This is a genomic window from Paenibacillus sp. J5C2022, from assembly GCF_025567625.1.
GTDB lineage: Bacteria > Bacillota > Bacilli > Paenibacillales > Paenibacillaceae > Pristimantibacillus.
The window spans coordinates 1-18,520 of sequence record NZ_JAOQJC010000046.1 but is presented as its reverse complement, the minus strand read 5'-3'; the positions used below and the strand labels follow the sequence as shown (position 1 = coordinate 18,520).

Sequence of the window (18,520 nt, the reverse complement as noted above, 5' to 3'; positions counted from 1 at the left end):
CAGCGGCAGTCACAAGCTACTGCGCTGCGTGCCCATTGAATGGACTTATCTGTTGTTGTATCTGTCAAGAGCGTCTTGCTTGATCCGGATGACGTCCTGAATGCCCATGCTCTCAATTTGCTTTACGAAGCTATCGTAATTGTCCAGCGACTCATCGCCCATGACAAACTTGATGAACATCTCTTCATAATAGGTTCCGATTTCGGTCATGATCTGGGCGACTTGCTTGCTCTCATCCACGGTTGGCGTAATGAACGCCGGAAGAATATGCTTCGCCGCATCGGTGTTGGCCCATACTTTGACTGCTTCATCCTGCTGCGGATACGTATTGGTCGACTTATTTTCATGCATCTGGTAAGGCCCGTTCGGAATCGTATACTGAGACAGCATCTGCTGCGAAGTATACTTGTCATTCTTCAAGATCATATCGGTAAAGGTTGGAATACCGTCCTTCATCTCATAGCTTTCGCCTTCGATTCCGAAGTTGTACAGCAAGCTGCCTTCTTCGCTGTAAGCGTAGTCCAGCCATTGTACGACCAGCTCCGGATTTTTCGATGACGTCGTCACCGCTACGCTCGCCTTCGGATTATACTTGAAGTCGCGTTGTCCAGTGAATGGCTTCTCTCCTTCCTTCAATACCGGGTAAGGCGCACCGATGAGGTCGAAGCCCTCTTCCGTCGCAGATTCCAGCCAACCGCCCATGCCTCCGCCAAGCAGGAATACCGTTGCACCCGCCTCGTTGTTGAGAATTCTCTTATCCAGCGTCTTGCGGTCGACGATCGGGAAGTCCTTGTCGATCAAGCCTTCCGAATACCACTTGCGGAACAGGGACAGCACATCCTTGAACTGCGGATCGAGCGGGCCGTAACGCACCTCGCCTGCGTCATCGATGTAGAAGTCGTATGAAGTGTGGTATGCGCCATAGAAAGCATCCTGTATATTCATCCGGTTGGCATATTGCGCCGTGAACGGTGCGGCTGCACCCTTCTTCTCCTTAAACGCTTTCAATACGTTGTACCAGTCGTCGACGGTCTCTGGCACTTCAAGTCCCAGTTCGTCCAGCCAATCCTTACGCAGCATGGGCCCTCTGAAGACGACGCCTGCGTTATTGCGTACCATCGGAAAGGCATAATACTGCCCGCTGTCGGTTTTCACCATTTTGTCCAGCTCCGGATCCGATGCCAGCAATTTCTTCAAATTCGGCGCATACTGATCGATCAGATCGTTCAGCGGAATGATGACGCCGTCAGCAATCGCTTTCTCGGGGCCGCCAGGATAATCAGTCCAGGTGTATTCGATCGCATCCGGCAGCTTGCTGGAAGCAATCATCAGATTGAATTGCTCTACTCCTTGACCTTCTGATGGATGAATGTACTTCACATTCACGCCCGTCGCTTCGGCGATAGCCTTGCCGATCGGCGAATCCGCCAGATTGGTTGCGAAGGTAATGAGATTGCCGTTGATCGCTCCCCAATATTCGAACGTCTTATCCGTCATCAGCGGATAGACCGATTGAGATGCGTCACCGCCATCCTTTCCTGTCCCTTCACCGTTACCTGAATTGCTCTTGCCTTCCGTTGTATCCGTCTTTCCGCCCGTATTTCCGGTACTGCCCGTTCCCGCATTGTTGGAGCATGCGGACAATGCCAGTGACAATACCAATACGATCCCCATTGCGACACTCAGCCAGCTGCGTGTTTTCTTGCTGTTGCGATTCATTGTCATGTTGACCCTCCGTTCCATTCGCCTTGAATGTAGTGTGTGAATCCATCCTCATCGTAACGCCAGTTGGGCTGAGTTAACCATCGTCAAAACCTCAACTCATCCGCAATTTCCTAAAAAAACAGGTGTCAAAACGCGAAAACTGCCGCTATTTCGAGAAAAAGAAAGCCCGAGAGGCTACTTGATTTCTCTGTAGCGCCCGGGCGTAATCCCTTCGAACTTTTTAAAGATGCGATGGAAGGTGTTGACATCGTTATAACCGACCATAAGCGCAACTTCACTGATTGTATACTTCTCTTCGGTGAGAAGCAACTTGGCCTCCACCAGTCTTGTCTTGTTAATGAAATCCAGAAGCGACTCTCCGGTATGCTCCTTGAACAGCTTCGATACGTAGGAAGGCGTCATGGAGAAGGCCTCCCCAATCATGGATATGTTCAAATTCTCATCCCGATAATGATCATGGACATACTTCATCACTTTATCGATCAGCGGATTGCTGTTATAGTCCCTGTTGGCATTGACGTAGTCGCATATTCGCTCCAGCAGCTCGTAGAGCTGCTCCCTCATCTCTCCCACCGTCTGGCATTGCGTCAATCGTTCGATTGCGCGCACGCCATCCGGCACTTCCGGCTTATTCGTCGTGTGGATCTCGGCTATTACCTTCTGCAGCGTCGCCATCAGATCGAACATCAGACACTTGGCATTGTGGAACGAGAACGGCTCTGTCATGACGTTCTTATGGATCAGCTCCCCGATGAATGTCTCCGCCTTGTCCTTCTGTCCTTCACGCACGAATGCGATCAGCTGCTGCTCCGCTTTAAGCGGGTAGAAATAGCCAGGAACGGCGCCTTGTCCATCCTCACCAACGAGATCGTTATAATGAATAATACCGCCGCTTCCCGCAACGATGCGATATTCCATCGCTTCAAGCGCTTCCTGGAAAGCCTGGCTTATCCCGTATTCCGCTTCCTGCTGTGCGCTGACAGCGACCGTCAACTGAACATGCGTATGCTGAGAGATGAATCGCTTCGTAGCTTCGGCTATTCGCTCCAGCTCCGCCCGCTGATCCGCCGGGTCGGCAAGCTGATGGTTGACGATGCAGGCCAGCAGCTCCTGGTCGAGCTCTATCGCGTATGCGTTGGCCGACTCCCGGGCTACTTCCTCCACCACGTTGGCAATCAAAAACTGCAGCAAGCTCCGATTCCTAACGCGATCTTCTTCTTCTTGATCGAATTTGCCGAAATGCTCAATACGCAGCAGCATGACGGAGAAACCGTTCTGAGTGAATCGTACATCGTGTGCCGAGAACGACTCGTGCAACGGAATTTGACTTTCCAGCTGCCCTTTGAGCAGCCGCTGCAAAAAGTGCGACCGCAGCGTATTGTTATGCTGATTCAGCTTATGGAGAAGCTCCTCCTTCTCAAGAAATGTGCTGTTAAGCGCCTGCTCCAGGAAGGAGAACTCGTTGGAGCCTCTGTCGAAGCTAACGCTGGCCTTGAACGACAAGCTCTCAATTAACGTATGAATCGGCGTATAGTTGCGCTTGAGCAGCAAGTAGGTGACGAACCCGCCGACAATAAGAGATAACAGAATACTGGCAAATGTCAGCTGCTTGACGACATTCATCTTCTGATGATACACTTTCGCCGGCGTTGTCATCACGTACTTCCAGCCCGTAATCGCAGAGGTCGTATAGGAAGCGACCATAGGCCGGTGCAAGACGTCGCTCTCCACTTGCCCGGATTCCGCCGGCATTTCCTCATAGCGCACGACCGGCGTGTCCTGTGTGCTTCCTGTCGTTGCGATTACCCGATTATTCTCATCCAGAATGAGGACTGTGCTGTCCTCCGGAACGGGCGCATGCTCCAGCAGCTTGTTATGATCGATCATGATCAAGATGATCGCGCCGGGTTGTTCCAATATCGTAAGCGCTACGGACTGCGCATACATGACCGAAGGCGACCACTCACGCCCTTCTGCAATGACGACTGGACGATATTCGCTGACATACCGCTGATCGAAATATTCGCTGAACGTCTCGTACATCATATTTTCATCGAATCGGATGACATCGTACAGTCCTTCTCCGTTCATTCGTTCGTTGCGAGCGATGACCGTGTCGCTATTTTTATAGTAGATATAGATGCTTTCGATAAAATCGTTGGCGATCTCGTATACGCGAAGATCATTCGCGATCTGATAGATCTGATAATGATCCGCATCGGTTAATTCGGCATCCGCCAGGAGAAAATCAGATATGCGCTTGTTCAGGCCCACCTCAAGGCTAAGACTCTCAATTCCTTTGAACTGACTATCTATCGCTTGCTCCATCTGAAGAAGAATAGATTTATTCGCCCTGTTCATTTCGGTCTTCACGACGTGCAAGGCTGCACCGTAGATGATCCCGCTGATCAGGATCGGAACGAGCAGGACAGAGATGTATGAGAGCATCCAGGTTAGAAATACACTGCGATTTTTATGCCGGAGCTGCTTAAGATAAGTAGTCCATCGGTGTTGAGTGTGGGCCATAGGCTCAGCCTCCTGTAGTCGCGTTAGTTGGAATCAGGGCCGACATCCGCTCGCGTCAGAATCTCCGGCCGCTGGACGACCGTGACGTCGGATTCCTCCACATTATGGATGTTGGCCGCCGAAGTAGGATGATATTCGTGTATCATCGGCATGGCAGTATGACTATACATACGGTTGTGGGCCACGATGCACTGTTCCGGTGCATATGGAACCCTCTTGCCCATCGTAATGCCATGTCTGCAATTGACAATCGTATTATTGATAACGCTTGCACGATACACCCGCCAGTGCTTCCTCAGTTCCTCCACTGTAGGGTCGGCAGGATAGCCATCGGCCCCGCCGTCGTAATTGCCGCCGTCTATCAACAATGGCTCTGCAGTCAGATTCTCCATATAATTATCGAATAACTGATGGTCGTTGCCGTATATACGGAAGCCGCCCATCTCCTCTTTCACGCCGTCGCCGATAAAGCGGTTCCCATAGAACCGGTTCCCATGTCCGTGTCTCGAAGTCACTTGTCCTGCCGAATGCAGGAATGTATTGTAGCGAATCGTATTATGCCCGCTCTTCACGGAGATGATCTCCGGCTCACCGTCGCAATTCTCGAATAAATTGTGCTGAATCGTAATATATCCGTTCGATAGCGATATCCCCGACAAGCCGAGGCGGATCACTTCCAGTCCGTTCTCAATGCGCGGCCCGACATTGTGAAAGTAATTGAACTCGATAACATCGTGCTGAGAGATCGAACGTCCGTCGCCATCGAAAATAACGAGAGGTCCGGGATCGGACTTCGGCCCGAACGAATTATGCGCAATGCGGTTCCAGCCGCTCCCGCTTCCCACCACGGACAACAAGCTGTAGTTCGAGCCGCTTGGCTTCGGTTCGAACGTATTGCGTTCCACATGGACGTGCCTGGAGCCATCGAGGATGACGGCTATGCCCCGCTCATTCTGAAATCGAAGCCCCCAAAGCCGGACATGGGAGGAGCGAACGATACGTATACTTGATTCGCCGGACAGAACGGCTTTTCCTTTATTGACAGCCTGAATGCTGAATACTGACGTGTCCGATCCCTGCATGTCTTCTATTATATAGGAATCGTTCCGATGATAGATACCATCCTCCAACAAAATAGTAGATCCGGGTCCTGCCTGACGGATTGCTGCCGCCAGCTCGTCGCTATTGCTTACACGAAACATCGAAGTCATGACTACACCTGCTTTCTGTAAAGTACCTATTATTATGGAATATATGCCCTTGGCACCATAGTGTAAAAAAGTGAAGCAAGCATAAAAATATAAAAAAACCGGGGAAATTGGGCCTATGACACCTCCTTGGCTTAATCGGCGCATAGCAAAAGCCCGGATGCTGGCTCCGGGCTTGTTCATTCCTATCTTTGAGTCATTCTCAGGCAGCTTAAAGATTAGATGTACGGCTTCGTTACCGCGTAAGTGCCCGAGCCCGGACTATACGGTCCGGCCGAGACGTAATGGATGTCAACTCCCAGCAATTTCCATTCGACGGAGGCTGTGTCCCCGCTATGCGCACCTTCCCGTTCCAGACTGATGAACACCCCATCATTCATCTGATAGCTCAGAGCCAGCGGAATATCATAAGAATGATACGAGTAACTCGATACTGGAGCAGCTATCAGCGCGGACACGTCTTTTTCGGGAGTGGCGATTCCGCTGCCTGCGCCGTAGGAGGATGCTCTAACCCGCAGTCTGAATGATTTTCCCGCAGTGCTGGCACTGTCGGTTGAGAATCTCACAGTCAATGTCGTTATGGTGCCGTTGTCCCAAGTATTGACCGACGGGATCACGACGCCAGCCTTGCTGAATACGCCATCCGGCATAGCGATGCATGGCCACTGCAATGCCGATATCCCATGAGCTGCGCCACCGCCCATCAGAGTGAGCGATCCAGCGGACAGCGACAACGTATCCGACATAGCAAATTTATGCGTAGTATAAAGAGCCGCACGGACGTAATCTTCCACCTCGTAGTGAAGCTGCGCTCCAGGGTCGGCGCTCAAATTGCTGCCCTCCGATATGAGATGGGCGATTCGATTGCCCGACGTATTCGACTCCGCGTGTACTTTCCCGACCATGTACTGGATATAGTTGTACGTGGCATGTCCGCCAACCCCGTTGGCCAGATACAGGGTCGTTCCAGAGCCTGAAGCAACGCCGAACAGTTTCTCCACAACATTATTGTCGGACCATTCAATTCTGAGCATGCTGCCGTTATGGACTAGCCCCTTCACGCTTATGATATGATTCTGGGTTACGCCGGCAGACGTATTGCCTCTGAGCACAATTCCGTTCGCGTTCTCTACAGGCGGAGTCGCGCCATATACGTAGGAGTAGTCCTCGATCGTATTGAATTGCGTCAGGACACCGTTGTCGGCATCCAGCAATATCCCCTGCTGCAGCACATCACGAACTTCGATCGTCGCGAACCGCATCAATCCGACGCTTGAGCCCCGAATCGCCGTCCCGAGCGCATTGTCGCCGCGAATGGCGAGTCTCTCAATGCCGCCCCCGAACAAGTAATGACTCGTTGTCGCCGACTTGAAGTAGAACATTGTTGCGCCGGATGAACCGCTCCATCTTAACGTTGTGACTCCGAAGCCGGAACCGTTCGTATTGGAGGTGTCATTCCCGTTGCCTGCACCAACGATATAGATCGGTGATGAAATGTGCATGGTCGAGCTGATCCAGTAAGTGCCTGGCGGGATATAGACTGTGCCTCCGCCGGCTGCATTGGCAGCCGCTACCGCAGCTTCTACCGACGGGTAATCGGATACGTGAAACACATCGATGCTGCTCGCTTCCGCTGCTTTCGGAAAGAGTGTGCCGCTGGCCGCAATCGCTACACCGGCGGCTCCCAGCGAAGCGATAAACCTTCTTCTGCTCAATAAGTGGTCCCTTCTCTCATCCTGTTGCTCCCCGTGAAGATCGTCATTGGTTGGCTTGTTCATTCGAAATCCCTCCTGAATCGCTGATTTAGACCGTGACCGGTCCGTTATGCTTCCATAAGCTCCAATCCGTCGCAGGGTCCCAATCCCATTTCAATTCGTCTCTGTGCCAGCTATATACCTTTCCGTCCTCCGCTCCGCATATCAGCTCCAGCCGACCGTCACCGTCCAGGTCGACGCACCACGGCGCACATTGATGCCACACTAGATTAATAGGAGTCCCATCCTTCATCGTAATCAGTCTCGCGCTGTCAAAGACCGGAACTGCGTTCGTCCCGACATTCTTCAGCCAGAAGACGGTAGCGAACAGCGGAAAACAGACGTTGAAATAATGACTTGCACCGGCCGGAACGCCGATGACAAGATCTTCCACGCCATCCTCGTCCCAATCGCATGCGAAGAGCGCGGCCCGGCCGGAAGAGCCGCCCGTGCCGCAGGCGCGGATAGCGCACTTGTTGCGATACGTTAACAACTCCGCTTCATGGACGATCTGCGGATCGTCCCCGTCTCTGCGAAGCAGCTGCAGCATGCCGTCCCGATTGATGACAAGCAAGCGATTCTCCCCCCATATTGCAGGCCTTGATCGCCAGGCAGCTATATATGGCGCACCGCCGGCCAAGAGCGGCTTACCCGCTTCCAGCGCAAGTGCTCCGGCCTCTCCCGCGTTCCTGTACCACCAATACTCTCCCTTAATGTCATTGACGATGAGGTCCGGTCTGCCGTCGCCGTCCCAATCGGCGACGAGCGGGTTCGTGTAACCCCACCTCGCCTCCGAGGGACCTTGCAACGAGCCGACAGGTCCAGCTTGATGGTGAACGATAGCTTCCCCGGCCGACAGCCGGATTCCCGATTTAAAGTGGTAACGGCCGTTCATATCGGCCTGATTTTCGTAATACCATAAATATCCCGAAGCATCGCCAATAATCATATCGAGATCCCCGTCTTGATCCATATCCGCGAGGCAAGGGACGGCTAACGTCTCTCCCCGTACGTCCCCGCCCTGCTGAAGCAAAGGAGAGCACTCCGTCCATTGTCCGTCTCGCTCATCGAGCCAGAAGACGATTCCCGGGTTTCCTGTCACAAGGAGCTCCTGTTCTCCGTCGCCGTCAATATCGCAAGCACAGAGCGAGGTTTGGAAGTAGCCTTTCGCGAGCGGACTGCAGGGAAGCTCCTTGCGGGTTTCCGGCAGTACGCGGCGATTGCTGGTTTTGTAATAATACATGCGATCGGTATGCTGTCTGACCAGCAGCTCCGCGAAGCCGTCCTTGTCGACATCGAACAATAGGGCATCTGTCGTCAGACCGAATGATTCTACCTGATGAAGAAGGTGAGGGGCGGCAAATGCCGGATAATCGTTCGAACCGATATTTTCAAGCCAATAAATATGGCTCGCTGTCTTCTCCCCCGTCCACTCCCCATGCTCGTCATAGCCTCTTCCAAAGCCCATATGCGGATGTTCGTTCAATCCCCCGCCATATTTGCCCATCGGCCAGTAACGCATCCAATTGCTCGTGCCGCACACAATTAAATCCGTCTTGCCTGAAGCGGTCAGAAAGGGAGTGATCGTCAATTGCGTCAGTCCCGGAAGCGCTTCGGCAAGAGACTGGCCATTCACCTTCACTCGTTCCGGCATTTGGGAGAAGGAGGGGATTGCCCCATTCGCTTCATTGCGGTACAGCTTCAGCCAGCCGGGGTCCGGCTCCATTTGTTCAAGCTCCCGGTCGGGGAATGTACCGGCATACGTCAAAATATGAAAGCGTCTGTCGTCATTGATTTGCAGCGGCATCGCATATGATCCCGTCACTTGCTCCAGCTTGAATGCTCTTTCATAGCGCGGCACCCGGCCTCTGCTTTTCTTATTTTCGGCATATACATGTACCCCTCTGCCCATCAAATACGGATCGGTCGCATACAGAATATCCCGGCCCCCGTCACCGAAGTAATCAAGCATAAAAGCCGTCGCGTGCAAACCTTCCCCCAACTCCTTCCACTGCCGGCTGTCCAATGCGAACGGTTTAAGGCCAGGTTTCCCGTCCTTTTGCATCATGCCATCCACCTCACTCTTTCACCGCGCCCAGAATGATGCCTTTCACGAAATACCGCTGAACGAACGGGTAGACGAGAAGAATAGGCAGCGCGCCGATCATAATTTGCGCATTTTTCACCGTGCGCTCGGATATCAGGCTTAAATCGTCCAGATTGTTCAGATTCTTCACGTCCAGAGGGATAATCATCGTCTGCAAATAGCTGGATAAAGGGTAGTTCGCGGGATCGTTCATAAAGATCAGCCCGTCGAACCAGGAGTTCCAGTGCCCTACCGTCGCAAAAAGTGTAAGCGTTGCCATGGAAGGCATGCTGAGCGGCACATAGATGCGGAACAGAATAATCAATTGCGATGCGCCGTCGATATATGCCGATTCGTCCAATTCCTTCGGAATGGAACGGAAAAAATTAAGCATGAGCACCACGTTGTAGACCGGAACGGCGGTGGGCAGCACAAGCGCCCAGATCGTATCCATCATTCCCAGTCCGCTTACGATCAGATAGAACGGGATTAAACCTCCTCCAAACAGCAATGTGAAGACAAGTGTCCACGCGTAAACCGTTCTTCCCCGAAAAAAATGATTTTCCTTGGAGAGCGGATAGGCCATCAGCAGCGTAAACAACATATTCACCGATACGCCCAGTGCTACCCGCTGCAGAGTGACCCCCATGGAGCGCAACAAGCTGCCTTCCCCGAACACCTTCTCATATGCCGCCGTCGTGAAATCGACAGGCCAGAACATTACCTCGTTCGCCGCTACGCTTATCGAAGTGCTGAACGATTGTGCCAGGATGTGCAGAAAGGGCAGCATACACAGCAGAGCGGCAAGCGACAGGAACAGATAGTTAAACAGCTGGAATACCGATCTGGATACGGATGAATATTCTCTCAACTCTGTTCCTCCTAGAAAATTCTATAGTTCGCATACTTATAGGCCAGATGGTAGCTGACGGCCATGAGGATCAGACTGATCAAAGATTTGCTAAGTCCCACCGTCGTAGCAAAGCTGTATTGCGCCTGTACAAGCCCCATCCGGTAAACGTACGTATCGATAATATCCCCTGTCTCGTAGACGAGAGGATTGTATAAATTGAACACTTGATCAAATCCGGCATTCAGAATTCCGCCAAGGCTCAGCGTAGCAACCAGCGCCATAATGGGCGCCATGCCCGGAATCGTAATATAGATCGTCTGCTTCCAGCGATTCGCACCGTCCACAATAGCCGCTTCATACAGGTTCGGATTAATTCCGGCCAACGCGGCCAAATAGACGATCGTCGAGAAGCCGAACTCCTTCCAAATGTCGCTGGCTACGAGAATGGGCCGGAACCAGGAGTTGTTCCCGAGAAACATGACCGGTTCCAAGCCGAACCAGCCCAGCATAACATTGACGATTCCGCCATTGATCGACAACACATTCGCCAGCACGCCGCCCAATATGATCCATGACATGAAATGCGGCAAGTAAACCATCGTCTGAACGGTTTTCTTGAACAGGAGAGAGCGGACCTCGTTCAGCAACAGCGCAAAAATGATCGGGACGAAAAAACCGAAGCCCATTTTCATAATGGAGATGACGAATGTGTTCCATACAACCTGATAAATATCATCCAGTTGGAAAATGAATTGGAAATTTTCGAAACCTACCCATTCCGATTTCAAAAAACCTAGAGCTGGCCTGTAATTCTGAAATACGATCATAGCTCCGAACATCGGAACGTACGAGAACACGATGACGAACGCCAGACCGGACCAGACCATTGCATGCAACAAGCTGTTTCTCCGAATGTTGCTCCATAGCGAATTTGACGGAACCCTGCTCATTTTATTTCGCATTTGCCCATTCATTGACCTCACGGGTTACCTGCTCTCCGCCGATCTCCTTCCACTTGGCCACCATGGCATCGAACTCGCTGATCGGTTCGTCGCCCATAATGATCTTCGTGTATGTCTCCACGATTAGCTTGCCAAGTGCGGCATCCTTCTGTGCCATCGTCTTGGTCGGCGAACCATAGAACTCATCCAATACTCTGCGCATATCTTTTACGATAGACGCTCCCTCCAGAAATACCATTCGATTCAGTTCCCCATCGATGCCCTCGACCTGCATAACATCCCAGGTTTTCTTGGCGGCCGGCGACAGCTTGGAAGCATCGTTGCTCTTCTCCGCCTCAAGCAGCTGGAGAGCAATTCTCATGTTGATATCCGGAAGTGAAGTATATAAAGTAAAGTAATTGCCAAGTCCCATATCCTTGTATTTTTCCCGCTCCAATTCCGCGAATTTCTCATATCGAGAGCCGGTATCCATTGTAAGATCATACCAATAATTGATCGCCTTAACGATCGCTTCGGGATGCTCATACCCTTTGCGAACGACGAACCAATGGAAGGCGAACTGCGTCTCCGGCACTCCGATATCCCCCGATGGACCCGGCGGCGGCGGCACTGCAATCCAATCGGCTTTCGGATCATTCAGCATGGAGTCTTTGATCGGCCAGTACGGCGCCCAGAATGGCGCATAGAACATGCCGATCTTGCCGGCAATGACATCTTCGATCGCTTTGCCGCCGTCCTTCAGCGCGAATTCTCTGTCGAGTGCTCCGCTTGCATACAGCTCGTGCGCCTTCTCCAGCACGGTCTTCATCTGAGGCTGCACACTTCCGAATGCCAACTCGCCAGAATCCGTCTTTACCCATTTTCCGGGATAGGCACCATATGCAGCCGCGAATGCGTCCAATGCGCCAACGCCTGTGCTGTCGAACAAGCCGATCGTGGCCATGATCCCCAGCTTGTCTTTCGCTGTGCCGTTCTGATCGGGATCAAGCTCGGCGAAAGCTTTCGCGACCGATATGACATCATCGATCGACTCCGGCACTTCCAGCCCCAGATTATCAAGCCAATCCTTGCGGATCCACAGCATGTTGGGTTTTCCCGTCGTATCTCTCGTTTCCGGGAGGCCGTACAATCTATCCTTATACGAACCCATCTTCAATCCGACGCCGTCCATGTAGCCGAATGCTTCCTTCACGATGTCTGTCGCGTACTCTTCGTAGATGTCGGACAGATCTTCCAGCAGCCCCGCTTCGGACAACTCCTTGAATTGGGCCGCATCAACCATGAAGATATCCGGCAAATCTTTCGATGCGATTGCCAAGTTCAGCTTTTCGGCATAATTTTTCGCTGACCACTGGTTTTTCCAGATGATTCCCATATCTTCTCTGAACAGATCCAATACAATGTTGTCATCAAGCGATTCGCCCTCCACGAACTTGAATGAATCGTCAAAGGCCCGCACCGTCGTCACCTCGATCGGCGGATCATACTGGCTTAACGGATCAATCGGCTGTGCCGATTCCTCCGGCTTCGTCTCGCTGCCCTCTTCTTGACCGGAAGGCGAGCTGTCAGGCATATTGGCCGACTTGTCAGAAGCTGTCCTCCCATCGCTGCATGCCGCGGCCACTACCACCAGTATCATCGCCAGCAGTATGGCCGTGCCGGCTTTCAGCTTATTCCTCATCGCACCGTTTCCCCCTCGATTGGCTTTATTTGCGTGATGTGCACTCACAATTCCATCGTACAATCCGCATTCCGCCTACGTAACGGTAAACTTTTATAAACGCTTTCATTTTTTTAAACACTTCTTGCAGAGCTAGCTTTTAAACTCCTGAGGCGTAACTCCCACAACTTTTTTGAAAACCTTCGTGAAATAAGGGATGTTGTCGTACCCCACTTTAGCGGCCACCTCGTAAATTTTCATATGCGGATCACGCATCAGCTCCTTGGATCGATTGATTCTGACGTTCGTCACATATTTATTTATTCCTTCTCCAGTATGCTGCTTGAACAATTTGGAGAGATAAGGAGGGCTTACATGTACAAGCTCGGCAAGCGCAGTAAGCGACAATTCTTCCTCCAGATGATGCTCGATATGCAGCTTCACAGTGGCAATCAGCGCGTCAACATGATCTTTGCCCGATTGATTCATAAGCGCGAAGAGGCACTGTCCCACAGAAATGAAATGCCGCTCCATCTCATCAAGCGACGGATAAGCTTCCATGTTCGCGAGCTTATTCATGTCCAGCTCCTTCAACTGCTCTGAATGAAGCTTGAACTTGTTGATCATGCGTATTGCCGCTCCCGCAAGGTAACTGAACAGCTCGATTACGGACCCTGGCGACACGTCAGTCTTCGCCCTGACTTCATCGAACAGGATGCGTACCCTGCGGCAATACTCTTCCTCTCTGCCCGATTCCATTAGTGTCTCCAACGTCGGGAAGAGGTGCAATGACTGTAAGGACTGATCCGTATATGCATCGAAGCTGCGAAAGTTCAAGATTAGACCCGTTCCAACGTAGAAGCTGTGTCTTAACAGGGATACGGCCGTCCGGTATGCCTCGGCCCACTGGATCGCCGATGGCACGGGGTCCGAGATCAATAGCGTTGCCTTGACCTTCAGGTAATAAAGCAGCGATTCCTGAATACTCTCGGCAATCGATTCCAGTGACTTGCCCAGCGCCGCCTCGCTGGATATGAATCCCCGCGGCTGCACCAGAAACACAATATAATCGTTGTCATCCTCGAGGCTGAAATGAAGAAAAGACTTGCCAAGGCTCTCTCCGACGATATTGGATATGGCATATTGCTGTAACTCTTCGTCAAATCCGCTTTTTCCGTTTGCCTCGTCTATCCGAACGATGAGCATAATAACCGTTTCATCCAGCTTGAACGCCAGCTGGAGCTTGTCCATTTTTCGCTTCTCCTGCTCAAGACCCTCCATTGCACGGCGGCCAGTCAGCAGTTTTCTCAAATACTTTTGCCGCAAGAGCGAAATCCCTTCTTCATATTGCTTTTTCAATGTTTCCAGCATCAGCAGCTGCTCGGTTTCCCTCTCTTTTTGCTTAATCGCCCGCTCAATGCAAGCAAGCAGCTCTCCATCCGATACAGGCTTGAGCAGATAGTCGAAAGCACCGTATTGCACAGCCTTCTGGGCATACTCGAATTGACTGAATCCCGTCAGAAATATCGCTTTGCATTCCGGCCACCGTTGCTGTATATGCCTGATCAGCTCTATGCCGTCCATCTCCGGCATGCGAATATCCGACAGTACGATATCGATCTTATACGATTGCAGCATGTCCAGCGCTTCCTCGCCGGAATATGCGCAGATGACGTCGGAGATCGCCAAGCCGCTCATTTCAATAACGTTCTTCAAGCTGTTCACAAGCAATGATTCATCATCCACGATCATTATCCGGTGCATCAGATCCATCTCCTTTACGACTATTCGGCAAGCGTAAAACGACCTTGAAGCCCAACGATACGGCCGGAATGTCAACGCCATAGCCGGGGCCGTATTTATAACGGAGACGCCAGTGAATATTCCACAATGCGCAGCTGCTCTTCGGATGGGTGCGCTCGTCAGCGAGTACACTCTCCAGAGTCATTCGTTGCTCTTCCGTTACGCCGGGACCGTTATCATTCACCATGATTTCCGTGAAGCTGTCATTGACCGAAACATCAACTGAAACGATGATTTTTTTATTCGTTTTTTCCATTCCGTGCACAATCGCATTTTCCACTAAAGGCTGGACAATCAGCCGTGGAATGTACACGTCCATCAAGCCGGGGTCTGCCGAAAATTGAAAATCCAGCCGTTCCGGGAATCTTATTTTTTGAATTTTCATATAAAATCCCGAATGCTGTAATTCTTCTTGCAGCCTTACTTCCTCAGCGGCGCTGTGCGTGATGAAACGGAAGTATTTCCCCAGATATTCCGCCATCTCCGAAACGATCTCATTGTTCCCCTCCTGCGACATCCGGTAAATGATATAAAAACAGTTGTATAGAAAATGAGGATTAATCTGCGATTGCAGCTGCTTCAACTCCGCTTGATTGAGACGCAGCTCCTGAACGTATACTTCTTGAATCAATTGCTCGATACGAATCACCATCTGATTGAATTGATGATACACATATTGGAATTCGTCCTTCCGCTTGCTCACAATGCGCGTATCATGATTCCCCCTCTCCACATTCCGCATCGCATTGAACAGCAGCCGGATAGGCTTGTATATTTCACGATAAGTCACCATCGAGATTCCTATTATGCTAAAGATGGATACGATAATCAGGATGCGAATCAGATGCCTGACTCTATCAATGGAGCCTGTAATATCGCTTTCAACCACATATACGGCCAGCGTCCAGTTCAACGCTTTCGACTTCTGATAGACAACCATATAGCTCTCACCGGATTCATCCAGCGTCAATGAGCCTTGTGAGGAATCCGCATATTGCTGTTCCAGAACCGTGACGATGCGATCCTCCAGCTCTCCTCTGCTTCTGCTCCCTACATAACCGTTCTTGTCCGGATCCAGGATGAACGCTTCTCCCGAATCGCCGACCTTGAACGACCTGAGCAGCTTCCCGAATTTATCCAGTGAAATATCCATACCCAGCACATAGCTGACTTCTTCACGCGGCACCTCGAATATACCGGGGGCATATAATGCGAATGTCAGCACATCAGTCAATTGATTGGCGATGCGCACTTTTCGATAGAAGCGCTGAAGTACAGAATTATCTTTTGCCGAATCGAACAGCAGCTCCGTCTCCGACACTGGAATCTTCGAATAACCTGAAGCGTGGGACAAGCGCTCCCCCAGTCCATAGAAGTTCACGAACAAATCATCGATGTATTCGCTATTCGCGACGATCATGCCGAATTTGGACAACAAATCCTTGTAAAGCCTAACCTTCTCATACCCTTCCATCTGTTCTGCGCTTGATAGAAACTGGATATTCTGATCATTGCGCAGCACGATCTCGAACTGCTTCACCTTCTCCATATCCGCTTCCAATCGGTCGAGGAAAAACTGCAGTTTGGAATAGGTTGATTGCGTCGCTTCTTCATGCATGCTCTTCACCGCGGAATTCAATATACTGAGGCTGATCAGATTGACCGGTATCGTCAAGATCAAAAAAAACAATGTCAGCTTCAGCAGCAGTCCGAACCTAACCTCCCGAGCCTTCCTGCGCAACACACCCCACCTCCGGTTACTGGCAAAATATGAGACAAATTTACTCTACATGATGCCACAGCGCATTCAGAGCGTCAATGAGCAAACGGATCGGGGACCCGCATAACGGCCAAGCCACGGCACATATACTGATGGGAGGAAATGACCAGCTTCATTCTGCAGCTGTCGCTTGCTTCAGTACAATCAAGAAAGGAGTGTGCGCGGATGAATAGCGGATTCCGCTATTACGAGCCATTCGTCGGACCATTCGACCCGTGCCCCCCTATCCGGGTAAAGAGCTACAACGTTCCGCCGCAATTGTTCATTACCTTCCAGCCTCCTGATTTGCCGCAATATACACCGCATGAAGCGCTGAGGAGAGGGACACTGTGGCCTTCCCTGTACGATCCCTATCCACAGCAGCCAGGCAGTGCCGGGGGAACGGGCGGTGATGGAGGATGACGCAATTGAACGAAGCGTATTATAAGCTGCTTCATGACCTGCAGGCAGTAGACTTCGTTCTTCTGGAGCTCAATCTGTACCTGGATACCCACCCGCATGACGGTAATGCGCTACAGCAGTTCAACCAATATGCGGAGCTGCGTCAGCGGATCGCGTATCAGTACGAAGCGCAATACGGCCCGCTCATGAACTATGGCCACAGCATGTCGAAGTTGCCGTGGCAGTGGAACGAGGTTCCATGGCCGTGGCAGGTGTAATGGTGTGAATAACATCCCCCGCATCGCGACCGTGCAGCGCCCTCCATGAAGAAGGGCCTGCACAGCGGGAATAAAGGAGGCTGGGAGGCAGCACATTTGGGTTTATGAGAAATCAGAGGTACACGATTCCGGATAAGATCATCGGCTTGTTTACCGATATCGTGACGAAGGAATTTTCCCATTCAGAAGTGATCGTAAACGATGATATACAAGCTCACCAGAGTCACCACGCCAGAACAGATGAGAGCCGATGGCCTAGGAGATAAATACGCCAACCGTGATAGTGCGCTTTTCTATTAAAATGCTTAAGGTGTATCATGGACAGAGTCATATATTAAAGTGAAAGGCGATCCAATTGCAGATCTTTATGAGGACATAGCTACCGGGGAGAAAGCTAGGGCTACCTATCAGTGGTTGATTGACATGACAGACGATATAGATATCCATGATAGTATCAAATTTTTGCGGGAACTTGAAATTGTTCAATCGCTACGCTTTGTGGAAGCTGTGGAAATTTTCAAATGAGGAGCAGGATAGTAATATTTTCTTCCAAAACAAATCTCCCACAAAATTGTTATTAACTCCCTACGGATCCAACTCCGATAAAGATGCGCAGGGAGTTCCTTGACTTTCTTTTGAGTTTTAAGCGAAATCGATTTACCACGGCAAGGGGATTTTGCTTCTGAACGATCTCTACAAACGTTTCACGGTTGCTTAATTCTGAATTAGTCCTTAGATTAGTATTTGGCGATGGTGCGGAATATGAATTCAAAATCTTATTTGAGTATTCTATCATTTTTTGAGTCTTACAAAAATATTGCGTATGACTAACGTAAGATAAGATCAGAATTATCAACACCAGTTGATGGCCTATCGAGAATTAGGATTGTGATAATGTTATATCCATATCAATTAAATCATCAATTGCACTTATTATTTCTTTGGCTGAAGATTCATTTGTAAAAATATCTGAAGGAGAATAGTCGAATACATCTAATTTGCTGAGGACAATATCATATTTATTTATGTCAGAACTGTTTAGTTTATGAACACCGATTTTTTTAATATCTGTTAATGAATTAGTCATTAAACCAACGAATTGAGATAAAGGTTTTTGCAACCCTTTTCGCACAATAGCATTTAGAGTTGTCTCATCGATGTTCTCTTGGTTAAAGATGCTATAGATAGTTTGGTTATTGCGACTGAGAAATCCATCAATTCGGCCTTCCAAATAATCGTTGCTACTCTTCTCTTGAACGGCAACTATTAACTTTAAGATGCTCTTATATTCATTTATAACTTCCAATAATTCTAATCGGAAATTATTCTCATTTGAAAGTATTAATTGATGATTCGTATTGTTATTAGTTTCGTCATTTGTGTCACAACCAGAAATAATTGTAATCAGAATTGTAAAACATAAAATGAGATAAACTTTTTTCATCGAATTACTCCTTTGAAAAACAACATAAAACCCGATTAAGGGTTTTATGTTGTTTTATTA

The 18,520-nt window shown here is 50.2% G+C and carries 13 protein-coding genes and 1 pseudogene; 3 read left to right on the top strand and 11 right to left on the bottom strand.

Annotated features, from left to right (window positions below; genetic code table 11):
- Positions 1-45: 45 nt before the first annotated feature.
- The 10 genes from M6D81_RS26470 to M6D81_RS26425 all read right to left on the bottom strand — a co-directional run bounded on the left by M6D81_RS26470 (position 46) and on the right by M6D81_RS26425 (position 16,318).
- Complete coding sequence (locus M6D81_RS26470; RefSeq protein WP_262680186.1) at positions 46-1,725, bottom strand: extracellular solute-binding protein; 1,680 nt, start codon at positions 1,723-1,725, stop codon at positions 46-48.
- A gap of 174 nt (positions 1,726-1,899) precedes the next feature.
- Positions 1,900-4,251: an AraC family transcriptional regulator gene (locus M6D81_RS26465; protein WP_262680185.1), complete on the bottom strand. Its 2,352-nt coding sequence runs from the start codon at positions 4,249-4,251 to the stop codon at positions 1,900-1,902.
- A 23-nt stretch (positions 4,252-4,274) separates the two neighbouring features.
- The gene (locus M6D81_RS26460) at positions 4,275-5,462 is read right to left on the bottom strand and encodes a polysaccharide lyase 6 family protein (RefSeq protein WP_262680184.1); all 1,188 of its coding nucleotides are present in this window, start codon (positions 5,460-5,462) and stop codon (positions 4,275-4,277) included.
- A gap of 215 nt (positions 5,463-5,677) precedes the next feature.
- Positions 5,678-7,237 (bottom strand): glycosyl hydrolase family 28-related protein, encoded by a 1,560-nt coding sequence (locus tag M6D81_RS26455; protein ID WP_262680183.1) that lies wholly within the window; start codon positions 7,235-7,237, stop codon positions 5,678-5,680.
- Between the two features lie 25 nt (positions 7,238-7,262).
- On the bottom strand, positions 7,263-9,281 hold the full coding sequence (locus tag M6D81_RS26450; protein WP_262680182.1) for an FG-GAP repeat domain-containing protein: 2,019 nt from the start codon (positions 9,279-9,281) through the stop codon (positions 7,263-7,265).
- A gap of 10 nt (positions 9,282-9,291) precedes the next feature.
- Positions 9,292-10,170, bottom strand: coding sequence for a carbohydrate ABC transporter permease (locus M6D81_RS26445; RefSeq protein WP_262680181.1), 879 nt, complete (start codon positions 10,168-10,170; stop codon positions 9,292-9,294).
- A gap of 11 nt (positions 10,171-10,181) precedes the next feature.
- On the bottom strand, positions 10,182-11,102 hold the full coding sequence (locus M6D81_RS26440; protein ID WP_410795799.1) for an ABC transporter permease: 921 nt from the start codon (positions 11,100-11,102) through the stop codon (positions 10,182-10,184).
- 1 nt (position 11,103) lies between these two features.
- Complete coding sequence (locus M6D81_RS26435) at positions 11,104-12,795, bottom strand: extracellular solute-binding protein (RefSeq protein ID WP_262680180.1); 1,692 nt, start codon at positions 12,793-12,795, stop codon at positions 11,104-11,106.
- Positions 12,796-12,927: 132 nt separating this feature from the next.
- Entirely contained in the window at positions 12,928-14,538 is a 1,611-nt protein-coding gene (locus M6D81_RS26430; RefSeq protein ID WP_262680179.1) for a response regulator, read from the bottom strand.
- On the bottom strand, positions 14,513-16,318 hold the full coding sequence (locus tag M6D81_RS26425; protein WP_262680178.1) for a sensor histidine kinase: 1,806 nt from the start codon (positions 16,316-16,318) through the stop codon (positions 14,513-14,515). Before M6D81_RS26425 ends, M6D81_RS26430 begins: the two co-directional genes overlap by 26 nt.
- A gap of 204 nt (positions 16,319-16,522) precedes the next feature.
- Here M6D81_RS26425 and M6D81_RS26420 point away from each other — a divergent pair, with 204 nt between their 5' ends.
- From M6D81_RS26420 to M6D81_RS26410, 3 genes and pseudogenes are all read left to right on the top strand, one after another.
- Positions 16,523-16,759 (top strand): spore coat associated protein CotJA, encoded by a 237-nt coding sequence (locus M6D81_RS26420; protein ID WP_262680219.1) that lies wholly within the window; start codon positions 16,523-16,525, stop codon positions 16,757-16,759.
- Entirely contained in the window at positions 16,756-17,016 is a 261-nt protein-coding gene (locus M6D81_RS26415) for a spore coat protein CotJB (protein WP_262680177.1), read from the top strand. Before M6D81_RS26420 ends, M6D81_RS26415 begins: the two co-directional genes overlap by 4 nt.
- A 110-nt stretch (positions 17,017-17,126) precedes the next feature.
- A pseudogene (locus tag M6D81_RS26410) lies at positions 17,127-17,566 on the top strand (manganese catalase family protein); the annotation flags it as partial.
- A 330-nt stretch (positions 17,567-17,896) separates the two neighbouring features.
- Here M6D81_RS26410 and M6D81_RS26405 read toward each other — a convergent pair.
- The gene (locus M6D81_RS26405) at positions 17,897-18,460 is read right to left on the bottom strand and encodes a hypothetical protein (protein WP_262680176.1); all 564 of its coding nucleotides are present in this window, start codon (positions 18,458-18,460) and stop codon (positions 17,897-17,899) included.
- Positions 18,461-18,520: the final 60 nt, after the last annotated feature.

Coding starts and splice junctions, on each gene's coding strand:
- M6D81_RS26470 (WP_262680186.1), bottom strand. CDS start 1,725: ATGACAATGAATCGCAACAGCAAGAAAACACGCAGCTGGCTGAGTGTC.
- M6D81_RS26465 (WP_262680185.1), bottom strand. CDS start 4,251: ATGGCCCACACTCAACACCGATGGACTACTTATCTTAAGCAGCTCCGG.
- M6D81_RS26460 (WP_262680184.1), bottom strand. CDS start 5,462: ATGACTTCGATGTTTCGTGTAAGCAATAGCGACGAGCTGGCGGCAGCA.
- M6D81_RS26455 (WP_262680183.1), bottom strand. CDS start 7,237: ATGAACAAGCCAACCAATGACGATCTTCACGGGGAGCAACAGGATGAG.
- M6D81_RS26450 (WP_262680182.1), bottom strand. CDS start 9,281: ATGATGCAAAAGGACGGGAAACCTGGCCTTAAACCGTTCGCATTGGAC.
- M6D81_RS26440 (WP_410795799.1), bottom strand. CDS start 11,102: ATGAGCAGGGTTCCGTCAAATTCGCTATGGAGCAACATTCGGAGAAAC.
- M6D81_RS26435 (WP_262680180.1), bottom strand. CDS start 12,795: ATGAGGAATAAGCTGAAAGCCGGCACGGCCATACTGCTGGCGATGATA.
- M6D81_RS26430 (WP_262680179.1), bottom strand. CDS start 14,538: ATGCACCGGATAATGATCGTGGATGATGAATCATTGCTTGTGAACAGC.
- M6D81_RS26420 (WP_262680219.1), top strand. CDS start 16,523: ATGAATAGCGGATTCCGCTATTACGAGCCATTCGTCGGACCATTCGAC.
- M6D81_RS26415 (WP_262680177.1), top strand. CDS start 16,756: ATGACGCAATTGAACGAAGCGTATTATAAGCTGCTTCATGACCTGCAG.
- M6D81_RS26405 (WP_262680176.1), bottom strand. CDS start 18,460: ATGAAAAAAGTTTATCTCATTTTATGTTTTACAATTCTGATTACAATT.